Genomic DNA, 18,052 nt, shown 5'->3' with positions numbered 1-18,052 from the left:
TTTCTCCTATTCCGTTAGAGTCACTGCGTTTTCGTTATCCACTTCCATAAGTGCCACATTGATGATTTCCTCTTTCGCCGTCGGAATATTTTTGCCGACGTAATCCGCACGGATCGGCAGTTCCCTGTGACCCCGGTCGATCAGCACCGCGAGCGAAATTTTGGACGGCCGCACCGAGTTCAATATGGCGTCCATCGCCGCCCGGATCGTGCGGCCGGTGAACAGTACGTCGTCGACGAGGACGACATGCTTGTCGTTCAGATCCGTATCGATGACGATATCTTCGTCATTCACCGTCTGACCCGGTTTATCGTCCCGGTAGTTGCTGATATCAATCGTCCCCGTCGGCACTTGGACCGATTCAATCTGACTGATCTTATCCTGGAGCCGGTCCGCTAAAAACTCCCCACGGGTTTTTATTCCCAAAAGAATTAATTTTTCAGTACCTTTGTTCCGCTCCAGCACTTCGTGCGCCATCCGTGTCAGTGAACGGCTGATCTGTGCCTCGTCCAGAATCGTGCGTTGTTTCATTGTCCTAACCCCCGATTTAATTTCATAAAAAAATACTCATGCCAGCCGGCATGAGTATATACGTATCCCTTGAAACAGACCGGCTGTTAAAACAGTGCCCCGACAGGTACACTTGTAGCGTTAACAGACAGACTTGTCCTCGTTTATATCATGCCTTCCCGGCCTCACAGGACCGGTTTTAAAGACATTAATGATGATATTTGGTTGTCATTTGTATTGTTAATAAGCATAGCCCTCATGAATTTCATTGTCAAGGATTAATGAAGGGAGGTTTTACACTCCGGGGGATGCCTGGTATTGGTGCGGCCCTGCTCACTTGATGCTGAAAATGATGTTATGTGAGCAGCGCAGACTCCTCCATCCGCCGCCAAAAACAAAAAAACGCAAACCCCTCTCACAAGGCGTTTGCGTCCACGAATCTTAAATATCTATTTCTCTCTCGCTCTCAGATCTTCCAGGATTTCCTCAAAGTAATCCGGCAGTCCTGTCTTGAATTCGAGGCGTTCACGGCTTTCTGGATGGGTAAATCCGACAATGCCTGCGTGCAGCATCTGGCCCCCCGTATCCATCGTTTTTCTCTGGCCGTATTTCGGATCGCCGACAAGCGGATACCCGATATATTTCATATGGACACGGATCTGGTGGGTTCTGCCGGTCTCCAAAATACATTCAACCAACGTATAGTCCTTGAACCGTTCCAAAACGTTGAAGTGTGTCACCGCATCTTTGCCGTCATCCACGACCGCCATCTCCTGGCGTTCTCTTGGATTGCGTCCGATCGGTGCTTCAATCGTGCCTTTGTCATGCGGAATGACGCCGTGGACAAATGCCGTGTACTTTCTTGTCACACTTTTATCAACGAGCTGTTCCACGAGTTCCCGGTGGGCGACGTCGTGTTTTGCGACCATCAGCAGGCCGCTCGTATCTTTATCGATACGGTGGACGATGCCAGGGCGCAGTTCACCGTTGATACCGGACAGTTCATCCAGCTGATACATCAGACCGTTCACCAGCGTGCCGCCGTAATGGCCGGCAGACGGGTGGACGACCATCCCTTTCGGCTTGTATACAATTGCGACATCTGAGTCCTCATAGACGATGTCGAGGTTCAGGTTTTCTGCTTCAATATCCGATTCGACAAGCTCTCGCTCTCGGACGACAACCTTGTCATCGGTCTTTATTTTATAATTCGGCTTCACCTGACCGCCGTTCACCGTTACAATGCCGTCTTTGATGCGGCCCTGTATATCGCTTCTCGATGAATCCGGCACGACCGTGCTCAAAAAGCGGTCGAGCCGTTCACCTTCATTATTTTTGTCTACTGTTATTTCGTTCATTATCACCACTCCGTCCTGTGAAGAAAAACTCGATCAGCATCAGTATGACACCAATCGTCAGTGCACTGTCCGCGACGTTGAAGATCGGAAAATCATAGCCGAAAATCAAAGTGTCTACAAAATCCACGACTTCCTGGAAGAGGATTCTGTCAATAAAGTTCCCGATCGCACCCGCGAGCAGCAGTGTAATCGACAGCTGCATCAGAAAATTATCCTCCGCTTCTTTCTTATAAATGTACAGAAGCAGCGCGACGACGACAATCGTCACGATGTAGAAGAAAATCATCTGACCTTGGAACATCCCCCATGCAGCGCCGGAATTGCGGTGGGACGTCAGCTGCAGAAACTCACCGAGCAGCGGGATGGATTCGCCGATCTCCATGTTCTCTACAACAAGATATTTTGTGATCTGATCGATGATTAAAATCACTGCACCGATGATGACCATCGGCGCAATTCTGAATTTTTTCATGATACCACCTACGATATGGAATCAACGACAGTGCGGCATCTTGGACAAATGTCATCTTCGCCGCTCGTCAGACTCTCTGCAGTGGAGAAGTTCCAGCAGCGCTCACAGCGTTCGCCTTCTGCATGTTCAACTTTAACCGTTACAGTATCGTATTTCGTACCGTCTTCCAGACTGTCCACGACTTCCACCTGTGAAACGATGAATAACTGTTCCAGATTGCCGTGCAAGTCTTCGAATTTCATCTCTTCAGGCTCGGTCACATAAACTTTCGCTTCAAGTGACTTACCGATCACTTTTTCATTACGTGCCACTTCAAGTGCACGGTATACATCATCACGCACTTTCAGGAAGTACTGCCATTTCTCTACAAGGTCACTATCCACTTCTGCAACTTCAGGCAGATACTCAAGATGCACGCTCTCTTTTTCCGAATGCGGCGTATGCTGATAAATTTCCTCAGTCGTATGCACAAGAATCGGTGCAAGCAGTTTATTCAGATCAGTCAGGATCTTATAAAGCACTGTCTGCATGCTGCGGCGGATTGAAGCATCCTCCTTTTCGATATAAAGGATGTCCTTGCCGTAATCCAGATAGAAGTTGGACAAGTCGACGTTGATGAAGTTCTGCAGTGACTGGTAAACCGTCACATAGTCATAGCGCTCGTAGCAGTCACGCACCATGTTGATGACTTCATTGAATCTCTGGTACATGAACTGGTCGATTTCATACAGGTCCTCGTAGGCAACCGCATCTTCGGCCGGATTGAAGTCCGCAACGTTACCCAGCATGAAACGGAACGTGTTACGGATCTTACGGTAAACTTCCGATACCTGCTTAAGAATATCGTCTGAAATTCTTACGTCCTCTTCAAAGTCTGAAGACATGACCCACAGTCGGATGATGTCCGCGCCCATCTGCTTCATCACTTTTTCAGGCAGGATGACGTTGCCGAGTGACTTCGACATCTTCTTACCTTTTCCGTCCATGACGAAACCGTGGCTTAACAGCTCTTTATACGGCGAGTGGCCTTTAGTCGCCACACTCGTGATGATTGAAGAGTTGAACCAACCTCTGTACTGGTCCGATCCTTCAAAATAAAGGTCCGCCGGGTACGTCAGATAGTCACGGTAGTCGAGCACGCCTCTGTGCGTCGAACCGGAGTCGAACCACACGTCCATGATGTCCGTCTCTTTTGTGAACTTGCCGTTTGGTGAACCCGGGTGCGTATAGCCTTCAGGAAGCAGATCTTCCGCATCGCGTTCGAACCAGATATTTGAACCGTGTGTTTCGAATAATGCCGCAACATGTTCGATGACATCGACATCGACGATTTCCTCCCCGTTTTCAGCATAGAAGAACGGCAGAGGCACACCCCACACACGCTGACGTGAAATAACCCAGTCACCGCGGTTTTTAATCATATTGTGCATGCGCTTTTTATTCCATTCAACCTGGAACTTCGTCTCATCGACCGCTTTCAAAATATCGTCGCGTACACCGTTGATCGATGCGAACCACTGAGGCGTCGCACGGAAAATAACTGGTGTCTTCGTACGCCAGTCATGCGGATACGAGTGCGTATAGAAGTTCAGTTTCAATAAAACGCCCGCTGCATCCAGATCTTCTGTAATCTCTTTATTTGCATCGTCATAGAAAAGTCCGGCATATTTACCCGCTTCATCCGTGAAGACACCTTTGTCGTCCACAGGGCTCAGCACCTGAAGGCCGTATTTCTGACCGATGATGAAGTCATCGTCACCATGACCCGGTGCAGTATGCACAAGACCCGTACCTGCATCAGTCGTTACATGGTCGCCGAGCACGACAAGGCTCGTGCGATCATACAATGGATGTTTCGTTTCAATATATTCAAGCTCGGAACCTTTGAATTCTTTCGTACGTGTCACCTGTTCCTTATCGAAACCGACTTCTTCGCATAAGTGATCCAGCAGATCTTCGACAACGACATATTCTTTGCCGTCATAGTTGAACTGGACATAGTTCAGTTCCGGATGCACAGCAATCCCCATGTTGGAAGGAATCGTCCAAGGCGTCGTCGTCCAGATGACAAGTCCGACACCGGCATCAAGGACACCTTTGCCGTCCTGTACTTCAAATGAGACATAGATGGACGGTGAACGCTTGTCCTTATACTCAAGCTCCGCTTCCGCAAGAGAAGATTCGCTTGCCGGAGACCAGTAGATCGGCTTTTTACCTTTATAGATCAGGTCTTTCTCCACCATGTCTTTCAGCACTCTGACCTGTGACGCTTCAAATTCAGGTTTATAAGTCAGGTATGGGTTGTCCCACTCACCGTCGATGCCCATGCGCTTGAAACCTTCACGCTGTGCGTCAATCTGAGTGTTCGCAAATTCGATACACTTGTTTCTGAACTCTTCGACCGTCATGCTCTTACGGTCGACACCTTTGTTCGTCAGTGCCTGTTCAATCGGCAGACCATGCGTATCCCAGCCCGGCACGTAAGGTGCATAGTAACCCTGCATCTGCTTGTTGCGGATGATGATATCCTTGATGATCTTGTTCAGTGCGTGCCCCATATGAAGCGCACCGTTTGCATACGGCGGGCCATCATGCAGAATATACGGCGTATTGCCCTCGTTCTGCTTCAGTTTCTTTTCATATAAATCCATTTCACGCCATTCTTCCTGCATTTTAGGCTCTTTGTTGATCAGGCCGCCACGCATTTTAAATTTAGTTTTCGGCATTAATAACGTATCTTTATAATCCATTCTCTACTCTCCCGTTTCAATAAATTATTTTTAAAATAAAAAAACTCTAACTGAATCAATAGGGGCGAAAAAATTCCGCGGTACCACCCTTATTGACCCTCAGTCAGAGCCATCTCTTCTTAATAGTATTCATTATCAATCATTAGTGATATCAAAATGCTGTGACTCCGGAACTCTCACCATCTTCCGGTCGCTTTAAAATATCTCACATTCTGCTGTGTCTAACAATATATATATTATGCTAAAATAAAAACGTTTCGTCAATATTTACTCTTCATTATTTCCATACTCGTTTTCAATGTCACGGACTTTGTCTTCATTGTCCATGTCATAATCGAGCAGATAATCCCAGTCATCCGACTGCAGAAGGTCGAGCTGAGCCTGAACAAGCATTTTGAAACGCGCTCTGAAAACTTTCGACTGACGCTTCATATCTTCAGTCTGGCTGCCGATATGACGCGCCTGGTTCAATGCCTTATCAATGATGATATCCCGTTCTGCTTCGGCACTTCTGATGATTTCATCCGCACGTTCCTGAGCGGCCGCCTTCGTATCATCGCCTGCTCTCTGCGCTGTCAGAATCGCTTCATTGATACTCGTTTCGACTGATCTGAAGCTGTTCAGATTTTCATCCCGTTCATTCAGCATCTCTTCAAGCTGTGCAATCTTTCTGTCGCGCTCTTCAATTTCGTCTTCGATCTTTCTTAAATGATCCCTCACCTCTTTTTCATCGAGACCACGGTAGACCGTTGCAAACTTTCTGTTTATCCTTTCACTCGCTTCCATAATTTTCACCTCTGATTTGACTTTTTATTTACTTTTATAAACTTTTGCTTTAACTCTGTATTTCCCTTTTTTCGTTTCATGTAACATCTCATCAATTTTATAGCGTCCGAAATGCCGGACCGATACGACATCGCCTGTTTCCAGAATGAAAGAAGGATTCTGGATGACCGTATGATTCACTTTCACTTTACCCTTCTCGATTCTGTTTTTGGACTTCGCCCTGGCCTCTTTTAAAAGATCGCTCGTCACAGTATCCAGCCTGAAGCTCGATATCAGCATCGTTTCTGACACACCGTCATCAACAATGTCCATAAATTCGGCATGCGGCACTTCACTCAAAGTGACCGGAGCATTTTTTATTGTCGTAAGCTCCGTTTCAAAAATATGAAAATAAGGTTTTGCGATGGCAAACTGTATCGAGTCGCCGATGACGATATCGCCGATCAGATTTCTGTCCAGCCCGACGCTCATTATGGCACCCAGTATATTCCGGTGTTCAAGATTGACAAATTTCTCCGGATAGTCAAGTTCAAGCACCATCACTTCGAAATCATCCTTTGAAACTTCCAGCATTTCCGGAATCAGCATTGCGCGCATCCGCTCCCGCGGTGCGCCCCCGCCGTAAAATTCTATTTTCACATCGGGGTAGTATCCGGACAGACTGTTGACGATACTCTGTTCTCTCGGATCCAGAAAATCCAGAAGCACAGGATAATAATCCCGCTCAGCAATTTCAAAACGGCTGTTCAGTTTGATGATGGTCTCTTTTTCTTCGGGTCTGAAGTGTTGAAAGATTTCCTTCACTTTAAATGCTCCTTAATTTGAAAATCACGGCGATAAATGAATATCACCGTGACCATGCATTAAAATTGTATTATAAATGTGTTTATAGCATTAAATACTGCCACAAGGCCGCTTTGGAACAACCATAAAACAAGAAATAATATGATCGGCGACAAGTCCAGCATGCCGCCAAGCGGCGGAATAAGCTTTCTGAACGGTTCAAGTATCGGTTCAAAAACCTTTCCTAAAAACTCGCCGAATTTTGATTCTCGGAGCGCCGGCAGCCAGGAGCTTAAAATATATATGATGAGCCCCCATCTTAATAATTGTAAAGCGATAAACGATATTTGTGCTATTGTTCCAACTATATTGAGCAGTAGTGATTTATCCAAAATAATTCTCCTTACATTTCCTCTGAGTTTTCTTTATCTGAAGAGATTTCACCTTCGACTAAAACGCTTTTTGGTGTGCAAAGGAAAATATCATTTCCGACCTTTTGGATATCACCATCTAATGCATAAACGGTGCCGCTTAAAAAGTCTACAATCCTCTTTTTGGGGCCCGCATCTACTTTAGATAAATTGACAAGGGTTGCCCGTTCATTTTTAAGTTCATCTGCAATATCCTGTGTTTCAGAAAAGACTCTCGGTTCAAATAAATGAACTTTTGCATTCATGTTATCAGCATTCATCAAAGTGGTCTCCTTATAACTCTGTGGTGAATTCCTTCGTTGCCCTGTAGTGCTTTGGTCGGCAGGTTTTTGTCGTTCTTTTTTAAAGAAAGAGCGCTGTGATTTGTTATTATTCTGATTCACAGATACACTTTTTTTATCCTTTTTACTGTCATGGGAACTTTTTTCATTTCTGGATAAATCAAGCTGTGTGACTTTGCTCTTATTATCTTTGACTCCCGTCCGGGCGTCTTCTTTGTTCCTGTTCGCTGACTCGTTCTTTTTCTGTTCAGAATCAGCAGGTACTTCCTCTTCAACTTCAACGACAAAAATATCTTTTAAAAAGTTTTTTATTGCGATAAAAATCACCTGCTTCCCATAATTTTAGAACCTATACGTATATGTGTCGCGCCGTGATCGAGTGCGATTTTATAATCGTTGCTCATACCCATGCTCAGTTCCGTGATTTCCGGATATGTCGTTTGTAATTCATCTCTCAATTCTTTCAGGCGGCCAAATGTACCATTCAGCACCGCTTCATCTTCTGTAAGCGGCGCCATCGTCATAAGACCGATGACTTTCACTTTGCTGTATGGCGCCAGTTTCAAAAGAAACGGCTGCACGTCATCTGCAGACAGACCGTGTTTTGAAGATTCTTCAGATACGTTGACCTGTACAAAACATTTTACCTCATCATCTGCATATTGTTCAATTTTTTTGGCAACACTTTCTCTGTCCAGTGAATGAAGATGTGTCATGGAGCCTGCGATATCCTTTACTTTCCTTGACTGCAGCGTTCCTATGAAATGTACATTCGCATCTTCCGGCAAAGCTTCTCTTTTTTCCAAAAATCCTTCAATACGATTTTCACCAAAGTCTCTGACGCCGGCTTCATATGCTTCCAGCGTTTCTTCAACAGTATGATATTTAGTCACGACTATAATATTCACATCATCGGTCAATTCTTCTTTTATCGCATTAAAATTTTCTTTAATCATTTGATACTCTCCCTATAAATGCTAATGCACGGCCTGTATTCCCCTTCTCAAGACGATAGGAGAAAAACTGGCCGGTATCTTCCGTACCCAGCGGTGTGACATGGATATTGTCCGCGTCCACACCAAAATCAAGTGCCTGGTTTTTATTGACTGTTTTTAAACCCAGCTGGTAACCGCTGTCCGTTTCAATGGCCGCATCTTTTAAGTACCGCTCACCAAGTGCATCGATCACTTTATCATCCACTTCATAGTGTGACTGGTTGATGCTGATGCCGATGATGACGGTAAGGTCACCCGGGTGTCCATCATATTCATTGAGTGTGCTTTTCAATATTTCTTTCGATGTGCCTTTCCATCCTGCATGAACCAGTGCTGTAAAGCTGTTGATTCTGCTGTAGATGTAAACCGGCACACAGTCTGCATAATTCATTGTCAGAAGCACATTTTCATCATAAGTATATATCGCATCGATATCATCCAATCCGGCCGTGAGTTCACGAACATTGGTACCGAGGTCATCTGAAGTGACTTCCTGCACCCTGCCCCCGTGTGTCTGAATCGGGAGGACCCAATTTTCAGGGGGAAGATCAATTTCACTTGCCAGCATATCCTGGTGCCTGTTCACATTATCCTTATCGTCACCGATATATAAAGCCATATTGAAACTGTCTTTCGGATAATCACTCAGGCCGCCCGTCCTTTTTGTATAACCAAACAGACAGTCGCCGTCTTTATTACCATAAAAGTGCTGATGCGGCTGAAAAGAAAACTGACTCATATCCTCACCTCAAAAATAAAGTCAGAAAGGCGCGCCTTTCTGACTTTGATCAAAATAATTATTAGCGTCTGCGACGATTACGATTTCTCAGGAAAGTCGGCACTTCATAATCATCGTCCTGTGAGTTGTTCACGCCTGAATCTTCTTCTTTCTGGAAGCTGCGTGTTCTTTTCGGCTCTTCTTCACTGCCTGTGAAACCGAAAGATTCTCTCTTGTCTTCAACTGCTGGTCTTTCAGGCGTACGGTTCACACCTTTTTCATTGAAGCCTGTAGCAATGACAGTAACGATAAGCTCGTCTTCAAGCTCAGGATTGATGACAGTACCGAAGATCATGTTTACATCTTCATCTGCCGCATCCTGTACGATATCTGCTGCTTCCTGTGCTTCAAACAGAGATAATGACTCTCCGCCTGTAATGTTCATCAGCACACCTTGTGCGCCGACGATTGAAGTTTCAAGCAGTGGACTTGAAATCGCCTTCTTAGCCGCTTCGACTGCACGGTTTTCACCTGCAGAAATACCGATACCCATAAGCGCCGAGCCCTGGTTCTGCATGATTGTCTTAACGTCTGCAAAGTCAAGGTTCACTTCACCGCTTACAGCGATCAGGTCTGAAATACCCTGAACACCTTGACGAAGAACGTTATCCGCTTCTTTGAACGCTTCCATCATAGGTGTTGATTTATCAACAATATCCAATAAACGATCATTAGGAATGACAATCAGTGTATCGACTGCCGCTTTCATTGCGTCGACACCCGCTGCTGCCTGTGTCTGGCGTTTTCTGCCTTCGAATGAGAATGGACGTGTCGTTACACCGACTGTAAGAATGCCCATTTCCTTCGCAATTTTAGCAACGATCGGCGCAGCACCTGTACCGGTTCCGCCGCCCATGCCTGCAGTAACGAATACCATGTCCGCACCCTGCAGTGCATCTTCAATCTGTTCACGGGATTCCTCAGCAGCTTTTTTACCGATATCCGGGTTTGCACCTGCGCCGAGTCCTCTCGTCAATTTTTCTCCAATTTGGATTTTTGATTCTGCTTTGGACAGATTTAAAGCCTGTCCGTCTGTATTGATTGCAATAAATTCAACATTCTGCATGCCGTCATCAATCATACGATTGACAGCGTTATTACCGCCGCCACCTACACCAACAACTTTTAAAGTTGCCAAATGGTTAAAACCTTGCTCAAATTCCAACATCTTGTTTTTCCTCCCAATGATTCATCTTATTCAAATAGATTCTTAAATAATTTTTTCATATAACCGCCCACATCTTTCGATTCTTTCGGCCGGTTCTGTTCTGCTTTCGCATCGTTGACTTTTTGGTCATCATCGTATGAATACTCCGTGTACTCTTCATACTCAGGAGTTTCAACAACGTCATCATTTGCCTCTTCCTGCTGCACCGGTACGTTTCCTGATGATAGATTTTCTGCTTCATTCTTATCTTTTCTGTTTTTGAATAAGCCGCTGAAGAAGTTTGAATCGGCGTCTTCCGGAGTTTCTGAAGAGACTGGTTCTGTTGCTGTGTCATAATTATCAATTGTAACATATTCCAGTAACTCATCAAATGAAATTCCGCTGCTTACTGTAGAAATCACACTGGAGAATTCAGGCTTTCTTGCCCCCATCTGATTCGGTACATGAATACGCACTTTCTCAGAGACCATATCCTGCATCAATTCTTTGACGCCGAGCAGGTTTGCGGTACCGCCCGTTACTACGAAGCCGCCGCTGACTTTCGTAATCGACTGGCGCTGAAGATCTTCAAACACATCCAGCAGAAGTTCTTCCAGTCTCAGTTCAATGATATCTGCTAAATCCTTCGGTGTCACTTCAATTGAATCTTCAGAGTTGATCTGATTCAGGCGGATGATGTCATCATCATTTGCCATATCGAAGAAAGCATGTCCGTACTGGTTTTTGACTTTTTCAGCATGGTCGAACGGCATATTGAATGCCTCTGTCAGATCGCCCGTAATCAAGTTGCCGCCCACCGGAATGCTTGATGCATATTTCAGCGCGCCGCGTTCGAAGTATGCATACTGTGTGAGATCCGCGCCGATGTCTATTACAACGCCGCCAAGCTCTATTTCTGCATCTGTCAGCACATGGCCGTAGTTGACCGCGTCCGAATATACATCGAGTATCGTCAGACCGGATTCTTCCACGCATTTCACCGCATTGATTAATAATGTGCGGTTCGTCAGGACGACGCCTGCCTTGACGGCAAGTGACTGTGTTGCGACCATTTCTTTTGGATCATCCACTTCATGCAGATCGTCGACGATGAAATGAGCCGGAAATACGGTAACGACCTCTTTGTCCCCTGCCATCTCTTTTTCTCTTAATGATTCCAACAGGGACTCTATATGTTCACCACTGATTTCTGTCGATTCTCCGCCGAATCTTATTGCTTCCTCACTGAATTTTATTTCTGAATCAGTGATCGGCATTTTTAAAAATACTTCATCAATTTCCACGCCAGATGAAATACTTGCTTTTTTTACTGTATCTTTAATTGCACTTTTGGCAAGCTCAAAATCTGTAATCATGCCTTTAGATATCCCGTCAGTGAAAGTTTGACCGATTCCGATGATGTTTACGCCATCATGAAACTTCTCACCGACGACTGTTTTAACACTTGATGAGCCTATATCAAGGGCTACATAGTAATGTTCCTTCAAGTCATCTGCCTCCTAGCGAGCTATCAATTTACTATTATCAGTTTACATTATCACAGGTTAATTGTGAACTATTTACAAGAATTATACAAAAATTTAACCCGGATACTTTATTCTTCCTCTGATTCCTCAAATTGATTGAGTGTATCTTTGACATTGTTCAATGAGGTATTCACCTCGTTGACGTAACCGGTCGCTTCTGGAGAATTGTATATACCGTTTTTAATCTGACGGGCTTCATTCGTATTGTACGGCAGGAAACTGCTGCCGATTTCAATATCGATGATGCCTTCTGTGTCATCGCCGATTTCTTCTTTCATGCCGATATAATGATTCATCTTTTCTCCGAAATCACGGTAATCCGCCACAACTTCCTGGCCGTCATTCATCAGAAGATGAATTCTGCCCAGGGAATTTTCTGTCGGTCTGAAATAAACTTCAGAAATCCCCTGCCTTATTTCAGGCTCGATCTCATTGAGATTATCTACAAGGTCATCCATTTCCTCGCCTTCAAAAAAATAGATCAGCGGTCCGTTTACCGGACTGACCTGATACCCTCTCAATATTCTTGCGTTTTCGAGTACAGGGTTATAGCCGCCCTCATTCTCGATATAGCCGACGACCTGATGTTCACTGACACTGACCGTGACACCGTTCCACCAGTTCCGCTCCACATTGACATCAACGATGATCGGAAGCAGCGAAATATTTTCCTCGGCGGTGCCGATGTCTATACTGTACATCTTATCACCTGAAGCAAAATCAAGCCGGCTTTTTATTTCTTCTTCGGTGATTATGTTGTTTCCGCTGATTTCTATTTCCTTCAGATTACTTGCATCTGTCGATACATACCAGATGAGTCCGGCAAATAAAAGGAATAGAATGACGGCCGGAATCAGTATGTATTTTGGAATCAGCATAATATTTTCTTTCAGGGCCGTTAACTTTGTATAAGTTTTAGGCTTCTTGGGACGCTTCGGTTTATTTTTCTTCTTAAACCTTTTCTTCTTCCCTGCCTTTCCAGGTGCTTTCACAGATTTGCGCGGCTTATCTCGAGCCATTTTATCACGCTTTGCCTTCTCTTCATCAGCGGAGTCCGGCACATCCGTCCATTCATTTTTTTCTATCAGTGACTCGCTCAAATATTCCTCTTCCGGAAGCTCAGGTTCATTTTCCTTTTGCCCCCCGGATTTTTCGGCAGGAGTCTCTCTCTTTTTAATGCCGCCCTTACCCATGCCTTCTTCCGGCTTTTCATCATCTTTACCGTCATCTTCCGGTGAGCCATAAAGACGGGACTCTATTGATGTCTGCGAATATGTCTTACGGTTTTGACGCAGTTTATCTCTTAATTTTGAAATTTCCTCTTTATCTCTCATCTTGATGGCTCACCGCCCTTTAGTAGATTTTATGAAAGCCTTCTTTATAATGGTCGCCGCGTGCCTCGTAATCCTTATATTGATCCCAGCTGGCACACGCCGGTGAAAACAGCACAATTTCGCCGTCTTCAGCGATTTCTTTTGCTTCGAGCACCGCATGATATGGATTTTCAGCGAGACTCACTCCGATGTTTTGTATTTTCGCAAACCCGCTCAGCTTTTCAGCCGTCTCACCATATGCAATAAGATGTTTGACGTGGCCTGAATGCCTGCTCAGTTCCTCGAACGACTGGCCTCTGTCGAGACCGCCTGCAATCCAGACCGTCGGCACTTCGAAACTGTCGAGGGCGAATGATGTCGCGAGATTATTTGTCGCCTTTGAATCATTGTAATATTTGACACCGTCTATGATGCCGAGATATTCCATCCGGTGCGGAATGCCTCCGAACGCTTTCAGCGTTTTAATGATTGCGTCATCAGATACACCGAACTGTTTGACCGCTATAATTGCAGCGAGAATATTTTCATAGTTATGGCTGCCTCTTAAAAGGACATTGTCGATATTGATCAGTTCCGTATCTTCAAAGCAGATACAGCCGTCTTTAATGTACGCATCCGCATGCCCTTCACCACTGAAATATTTGATGTCAGCCGGCCCCTGATAATTATCCAAAAAGAACTTCTGCTGCGCATTGAAAACAATCAGATCAGATTCAGTCAGGTTTTTTAATAAAGATAGCTTTGCATTCACGTATTCCTCTTTTGAAGAATGGTAGTCCATATGCGCTTCATAAATATTCGTCAGCACCGCGACATCCGGTTTGAATGTGCGGACGCCCATCATCTGGAAAGATGACAGCTCCATGACGAGTACGTTGTCTGCATCTGCTTCAAACGCGGCTTCACTCGCAGGATAGCCAATATTGCCGCAGAGGATCGGTTTTTTATTATCGTTGGCCATCATTTCCCCGATCAGATGGGTCACGGTCGTTTTTCCGTTCGTGCCGGTGATGCCGATGATCCCTGCGTCGGTGATGTCTTTTGTCAGTTCGACTTCAGTGATGATCGGAATGCCGCGTTTTTCTGCTTCCTGAATGAAGTCAATGGTGTAAGGTATCCCGGGGTTTTTGATGATCAGTTCTGCATCATTCAAAAGGCTCATCGGGTGGTGGCCGTCGACGATTTCAACGCCCTGGCCTTTTAACAGCTGTCTGATACTCTCATCTGCGAATATTTCATTGGTCGTCAAAACGACGTTGGCGCCAAAGCGGATCATCGTGTTGACGGCACTTCTGCCGCTCCGGCCGTAACCGAGAACGATGACTTTCTTATCTTTGTATTTACTATGACCCATTTAAAGTCCTCCCAGCAGAATTCCAATCACACCGGTCACTGCACCTGTCATCCAGAATACGGCAACAATCTTCCATTCACTCCATCCGAGCAGTTCGAAATGGTGGTGGATCGGTGTCATCTTGAATATTCTTTTTCCAGTAAGCTTGAATGACGCCACCTGCAGCATAACGGATGCCGTCTCTATAACAAATACCGCACCGATGAACAAAAGGAGCAGACTGTTGTTGATCATGATCGAAACAATCCCGATCACACCGCCGAGGGCAAGTGACCCGGTATCTCCCATAAATAACTTTGCAGGGTATTTATTATAAATAAGGAAACCGAGCAGTGCACCGATAATGATGCACAGGAACAGCGCGATTTCATATTCATGATACATCGATGCGATCGTCAGAAACGCACCGAATGCGATGATGGAAAGACCGGTCGCCAGACCGTCGAGTCCGTCCGTCAGATTGACGGCGTTACTGAAACCGACCAGCCAGAATATGATCCACACGACAAACAGGAAGCCGAGCGGAATCGACCATTCCGTCCCCGGTATATAAATGCTGTTTGTAATGTCCGGAATCCAGTTCGCCATTATGATGTAAACAATGATCGACACCGCAATCTGCGCCAAAAATTTCTGCTTGGATGTCAATCCTGTATTATCCTTTTTAACGACGATGATATAGTCATCGATGAAACCGATCAGACCGAAGCCGATTGTCACGATGATGAGAACGAGCATCTTGTAAATATCATCGACAAAAAACAATGCCATTAATGCGAGCAGTATCGTCGGTATGAGGTATGTCAGTCCGCCCATTGTCGGCGTGCCGGTCTTGACCTGATGGGACTCAGGCCCCTCTTCTCTGATCGACTGGCCGAACTTCATACGCTTTAAAAGCGGTATGGTCATCGGCACTAAAATTGCTGTTAATGCAAATGCGAGTACTAAAAATATAAAATTCATCATGTCCTCCTAGTCATTTGGATCATTTGACGATAATGTGATGGTGATTTCACTGCCTTCTTCCAACGGTGCCTCTGCCTCGACCGACTGGTCGGTAACAAAGCCCTCACCCTCTATTGTAATATCCACTTCTGCAAAATCTCCAAAAATTATTGCTTCCCGCTTGGACAGGCCGCTAAGGTCCGGCATAGTCGCCTGGCCGTCTGTTTTGACGAATAAAGTGTCATAAGGCAATAGCGTGTCATTTTTCGGATAATGGTCTTCAATCGATTGCCCTTCACCGATGACAAGCTGATGGATGGTGTCACTTTCAGGCAGTTCCGCCTGCGCCATACTCTCGCCGGTATAATCTTCAACCGGGATGAGTTCTGCCGTCTGTTCCTCATCCTGTGTACCGACTTCCAAATACTTGAGGGTACGTTCCATCAATGGGTTGAAGCCGTGCATCACACCGTAATCCCAAGTGTCTTCCTTATTTTTAGAAGCGAGCTTGATACCATAATAGATGATCACTTCAGGATCATCTTCTGGAGCATAACCGATAAATGAAGTTAAAAATTCATAGTCTCCACTCATATATCCGCCGTTTTCAGGATCGATGATCTGTGCGGTACCGGACTTGCCGGCCACTTCATAATCATCCAGCTGATACTGCGGGTTGCGCTCCATTGAGCCGCCGACAAAAGTATTGATTTCTTCCTGCGTCTTTTCAGCCGCTTCAGGACTGATCACCTGTCTCACAACAGACTCTTTTCCATCATACAGCACTTCATCCGTATTCGGATCGGTAATCGAGTCGATAACATACGGTTTTTTCATCTCGCCGCCGTTCAATATCGCCGTCATGCCCTGAATCATCTGAATCGGGGTGACCGTCGAAGTCTGGCCGAATGATGTTGTTTTACGCTGCAGTTCCTCATCCCAGGCAATGACACCCGGCACTTCACGCGGAAACTCCGAATCCGTCGTCTCGCCGAAGCCGAAGTCCTGGTAATACTCGAGCATTTTATCTTCGCCGACTTTATCCTGTAAAATCATCATGAGCGCGTTGGAAGAATACTGCATTCCCTCATTATAAGTGATATTCCCCCAACCTTCAGGCTCCCAATCATAAATTGTATGTCCGCCGACATCGAATTCACCGGACTCGAATGTCATATCCGGTTCATATTCGCCCGCATCAATCGCAGCAGCAAGACTGAACACTTTAAAGGTGGAACCCGGCTCGAATGAATACTGATAGAGCATATTCAGCCAGCTGTTGCCGAAACCTTCACGCGTTCTCGGGTTGAAGGACGGTCTCTGACCGGACCCTAAAATCTCACCGGTTTTTGCATCCGCCACGACCGCAAACAGTTCTTCCGGTTCAAAATGCTCTTCCATCTCATCAAGCGAGTCTTCCAGATACAGCTGAATATTCGAATCGATCGTAAGCTGGATATCCGCACCGTCTTCAGGCGCCTTGACCTGATTTTGCGAATTCGGCACTATGTAGCCCCACACATCCTGTGTATAACCGGTCGATCCGGATTCTCCCGACAGCACATCGTCATACGCACGCTCGATGCCCATCTGGCCGAACAGTCCGCCGGTCTCCTCATCCTGTTCTGCATAACCCACAAGATGCGAAGCAAAGTTGCCGTTCGGATAGAAACGTTTAGTTTCCGCTACAAAATAAAAACCGCTGACACCCGAATCCTCGTCTGCCTGGATTTCTTCCAGTGCCTGCTTTTCATTATAGGAAATGTCCATGCCCGCTCTGCCGAGCTCGACCTGGAAACGCCCCTCTTCGATGCCTTTGTCAATTTTCTCAAGCACTTCATCTTCATCGATGCCCAGTACTTCATTAAGTACAGAGGCCACCTTTTCCTTATCCTCTACGTGATTCGGATAGTCTTCATCAATAATCAATGCCACACGGTACGCTTCCATATCACTCGCCAGAATATTGTTTTCACGGTCTGTGATATCACCTCTTTCTGCATTGGTGACTGCAGTTCTTGTGAATTTTTCATGCCCATGTGCGACCAGATCTTCATCTTCCAGTGATTTACCGATCATCAAATATGAGAATTGCCAGAATATCAAAAGAAAAAGCACTCCTATACATAGATATACTAGGAGCGCACCGACTGAAAATGATGTCGTTCTATTCATGAACTTTACTTTAATTTTTGCCATGTCTTTCAACAACCTTTACATTGCCGTTGTCTAAATCTAGACCCAGCTCACCAGCTTTCTCGTAAATTCTATCATAGGATGCCAAATGTGTCACTTCCGTGTTCAACTCGTCGATTTCACCATTTTTCGTCGCAATTTCACTTTCTATGTTCGTGATTTCACTCTGCAGCTCATAAGCCTCCATCTTTGAAGACAGTACAAATAATGCTGTAATGGTGATCATTATCATCAGTGTTATATAAACTATCGCTTCTCCCCGCTTGAGGCCGACGACTTTATTTTTCGTCCGCGTCTTGGGGTGTGATTTCTCCTGACTCTGGTCGTTCGGTTTTGTATTCGGTATTGCTTGACGATACCTCTCTACTGCCATACTTAACACATC

The 18,052-nt window shown here is 45.4% G+C and carries 17 protein-coding genes; all 17 read right to left on the bottom strand.

The features are described 5' to 3' along the window. Positions 1-6 precede the first annotated feature (6 nt). Entirely contained in the window at positions 7-531 is a 525-nt protein-coding gene (gene pyrR / locus BO48_RS00260) for a bifunctional pyr operon transcriptional regulator/uracil phosphoribosyltransferase PyrR (RefSeq protein ID WP_496365437.1), read from the bottom strand. 428 nt (positions 532-959) lie between these two features. Then, on the bottom strand, positions 960-1,868 hold the full coding sequence (locus BO48_RS00255) for an RluA family pseudouridine synthase (RefSeq protein WP_496365436.1): 909 nt from the start codon (positions 1,866-1,868) through the stop codon (positions 960-962). Beyond that, positions 1,840-2,343 carry a signal peptidase II gene (lspA, locus tag BO48_RS00250; protein WP_496365815.1) on the bottom strand — a complete coding sequence of 168 codons (504 nt, stop codon included), beginning with the start codon at positions 2,341-2,343 and terminating at the stop codon, positions 1,840-1,842. Before lspA ends, BO48_RS00255 begins: the two co-directional genes overlap by 29 nt. 5 nt (positions 2,344-2,348) lie before the next feature. Beyond that, positions 2,349-5,090, bottom strand: a complete 2,742-nt coding sequence (ileS, locus tag BO48_RS00245) for an isoleucine--tRNA ligase (protein ID WP_496365435.1) — start codon at positions 5,088-5,090, stop codon at positions 2,349-2,351. A gap of 267 nt (positions 5,091-5,357) precedes the next feature. Beyond that, positions 5,358-5,876, bottom strand: coding sequence for a DivIVA domain-containing protein (locus tag BO48_RS00240; protein WP_496365434.1), 519 nt, complete (start codon positions 5,874-5,876; stop codon positions 5,358-5,360). A 24-nt stretch (positions 5,877-5,900) separates the two neighbouring features. Further along, on the bottom strand, positions 5,901-6,680 hold the full coding sequence (locus tag BO48_RS00235; protein ID WP_496365433.1) for a YlmH family RNA-binding protein: 780 nt from the start codon (positions 6,678-6,680) through the stop codon (positions 5,901-5,903). A 59-nt stretch (positions 6,681-6,739) separates the two neighbouring features. After that, complete coding sequence (locus BO48_RS00230) at positions 6,740-7,051, bottom strand: YggT family protein (RefSeq protein ID WP_496365432.1); 312 nt, start codon at positions 7,049-7,051, stop codon at positions 6,740-6,742. 11 nt (positions 7,052-7,062) lie between these two features. Then, the gene (locus BO48_RS00225) at positions 7,063-7,698 is read right to left on the bottom strand and encodes a cell division protein SepF (protein WP_496365431.1); all 636 of its coding nucleotides are present in this window, start codon (positions 7,696-7,698) and stop codon (positions 7,063-7,065) included. Next, a complete protein-coding gene (locus BO48_RS00220; protein ID WP_496365430.1) occupies positions 7,695-8,327 on the bottom strand; it encodes a YggS family pyridoxal phosphate-dependent enzyme in 633 nt (210 codons plus the stop codon). The genes BO48_RS00225 and BO48_RS00220 overlap by 4 nt, the downstream gene beginning before the upstream one ends. After that, positions 8,320-9,105 carry a purine nucleoside phosphorylase YfiH/LACC1 family protein gene (locus BO48_RS00215; RefSeq protein ID WP_496365429.1) on the bottom strand — a complete coding sequence of 262 codons (786 nt, stop codon included), beginning with the start codon at positions 9,103-9,105 and terminating at the stop codon, positions 8,320-8,322. The genes BO48_RS00220 and BO48_RS00215 overlap by 8 nt, the downstream gene beginning before the upstream one ends. Positions 9,106-9,166: 61 nt before the next feature. After that, positions 9,167-10,312 carry a cell division protein FtsZ gene (gene ftsZ / locus BO48_RS00210; RefSeq protein ID WP_496365428.1) on the bottom strand — a complete coding sequence of 382 codons (1,146 nt, stop codon included), beginning with the start codon at positions 10,310-10,312 and terminating at the stop codon, positions 9,167-9,169. 26 nt (positions 10,313-10,338) lie between these two features. Next, entirely contained in the window at positions 10,339-11,799 is a 1,461-nt protein-coding gene (gene ftsA, locus BO48_RS00205; protein WP_496365427.1) for a cell division protein FtsA, read from the bottom strand. A gap of 107 nt (positions 11,800-11,906) precedes the next feature. After that, positions 11,907-13,172 carry a cell division protein FtsQ/DivIB gene (locus tag BO48_RS00200; RefSeq protein ID WP_496365426.1) on the bottom strand — a complete coding sequence of 422 codons (1,266 nt, stop codon included), beginning with the start codon at positions 13,170-13,172 and terminating at the stop codon, positions 11,907-11,909. Between the two features lie 19 nt (positions 13,173-13,191). Then, on the bottom strand, positions 13,192-14,526 hold the full coding sequence (gene murD / locus BO48_RS00195) for a UDP-N-acetylmuramoyl-L-alanine--D-glutamate ligase (RefSeq protein WP_496365425.1): 1,335 nt from the start codon (positions 14,524-14,526) through the stop codon (positions 13,192-13,194). Next, positions 14,527-15,489, bottom strand: a complete 963-nt coding sequence (mraY, locus tag BO48_RS00190; protein WP_496365424.1) for a phospho-N-acetylmuramoyl-pentapeptide-transferase — start codon at positions 15,487-15,489, stop codon at positions 14,527-14,529. Positions 15,490-15,498: 9 nt separating this feature from the next. Beyond that, the gene (locus BO48_RS00185; protein ID WP_496365423.1) at positions 15,499-17,670 is read right to left on the bottom strand and encodes a penicillin-binding transpeptidase domain-containing protein; all 2,172 of its coding nucleotides are present in this window, start codon (positions 17,668-17,670) and stop codon (positions 15,499-15,501) included. After that, positions 17,657-18,040, bottom strand: a complete 384-nt coding sequence (ftsL, locus tag BO48_RS00180) for a cell division protein FtsL (RefSeq protein WP_496365422.1) — start codon at positions 18,038-18,040, stop codon at positions 17,657-17,659. Before ftsL ends, BO48_RS00185 begins: the two co-directional genes overlap by 14 nt. Between the last annotated feature and the right edge of the window lie 12 nt (positions 18,041-18,052).

Source organism: Lacicoccus kunmingensis DSM 17847 (assembly GCF_059568765.1).
The sequence above is the reverse complement of the archived record's forward strand: the minus strand, read 5'-3'. Positions and strand labels throughout refer to the sequence as shown.

Bases quoted from the DNA above. Each gene is read 5' to 3' on its own strand.
- BO48_RS00200 (WP_496365426.1), bottom strand. From the start codon at position 13,172: ATGAGAGATAAAGAGGAAATTTCAAAATTAAGAGATAAACTGCGTCAA.
- BO48_RS00220 (WP_496365430.1), bottom strand. From the start codon at position 8,327: ATGATTAAAGAAAATTTTAATGCGATAAAAGAAGAATTGACCGATGAT.
- ileS (WP_496365435.1), bottom strand. From the start codon at position 5,090: ATGGATTATAAAGATACGTTATTAATGCCGAAAACTAAATTTAAAATG.
- ftsZ (WP_496365428.1), bottom strand. From the start codon at position 10,312: ATGTTGGAATTTGAGCAAGGTTTTAACCATTTGGCAACTTTAAAAGTT.
- mraY (WP_496365424.1), bottom strand. From the start codon at position 15,489: ATGAATTTTATATTTTTAGTACTCGCATTTGCATTAACAGCAATTTTA.
- BO48_RS00185 (WP_496365423.1), bottom strand. From the start codon at position 17,670: ATGGCAAAAATTAAAGTAAAGTTCATGAATAGAACGACATCATTTTCA.
- murD (WP_496365425.1), bottom strand. From the start codon at position 14,526: ATGGGTCATAGTAAATACAAAGATAAGAAAGTCATCGTTCTCGGTTAC.
- ftsL (WP_496365422.1), bottom strand. From the start codon at position 18,040: ATGGCAGTAGAGAGGTATCGTCAAGCAATACCGAATACAAAACCGAAC.
- BO48_RS00240 (WP_496365434.1), bottom strand. From the start codon at position 5,876: ATGGAAGCGAGTGAAAGGATAAACAGAAAGTTTGCAACGGTCTACCGT.
- pyrR (WP_496365437.1), bottom strand. From the start codon at position 531: ATGAAACAACGCACGATTCTGGACGAGGCACAGATCAGCCGTTCACTG.
- BO48_RS00255 (WP_496365436.1), bottom strand. From the start codon at position 1,868: ATGAACGAAATAACAGTAGACAAAAATAATGAAGGTGAACGGCTCGAC.
- BO48_RS00215 (WP_496365429.1), bottom strand. From the start codon at position 9,105: ATGAGTCAGTTTTCTTTTCAGCCGCATCAGCACTTTTATGGTAATAAA.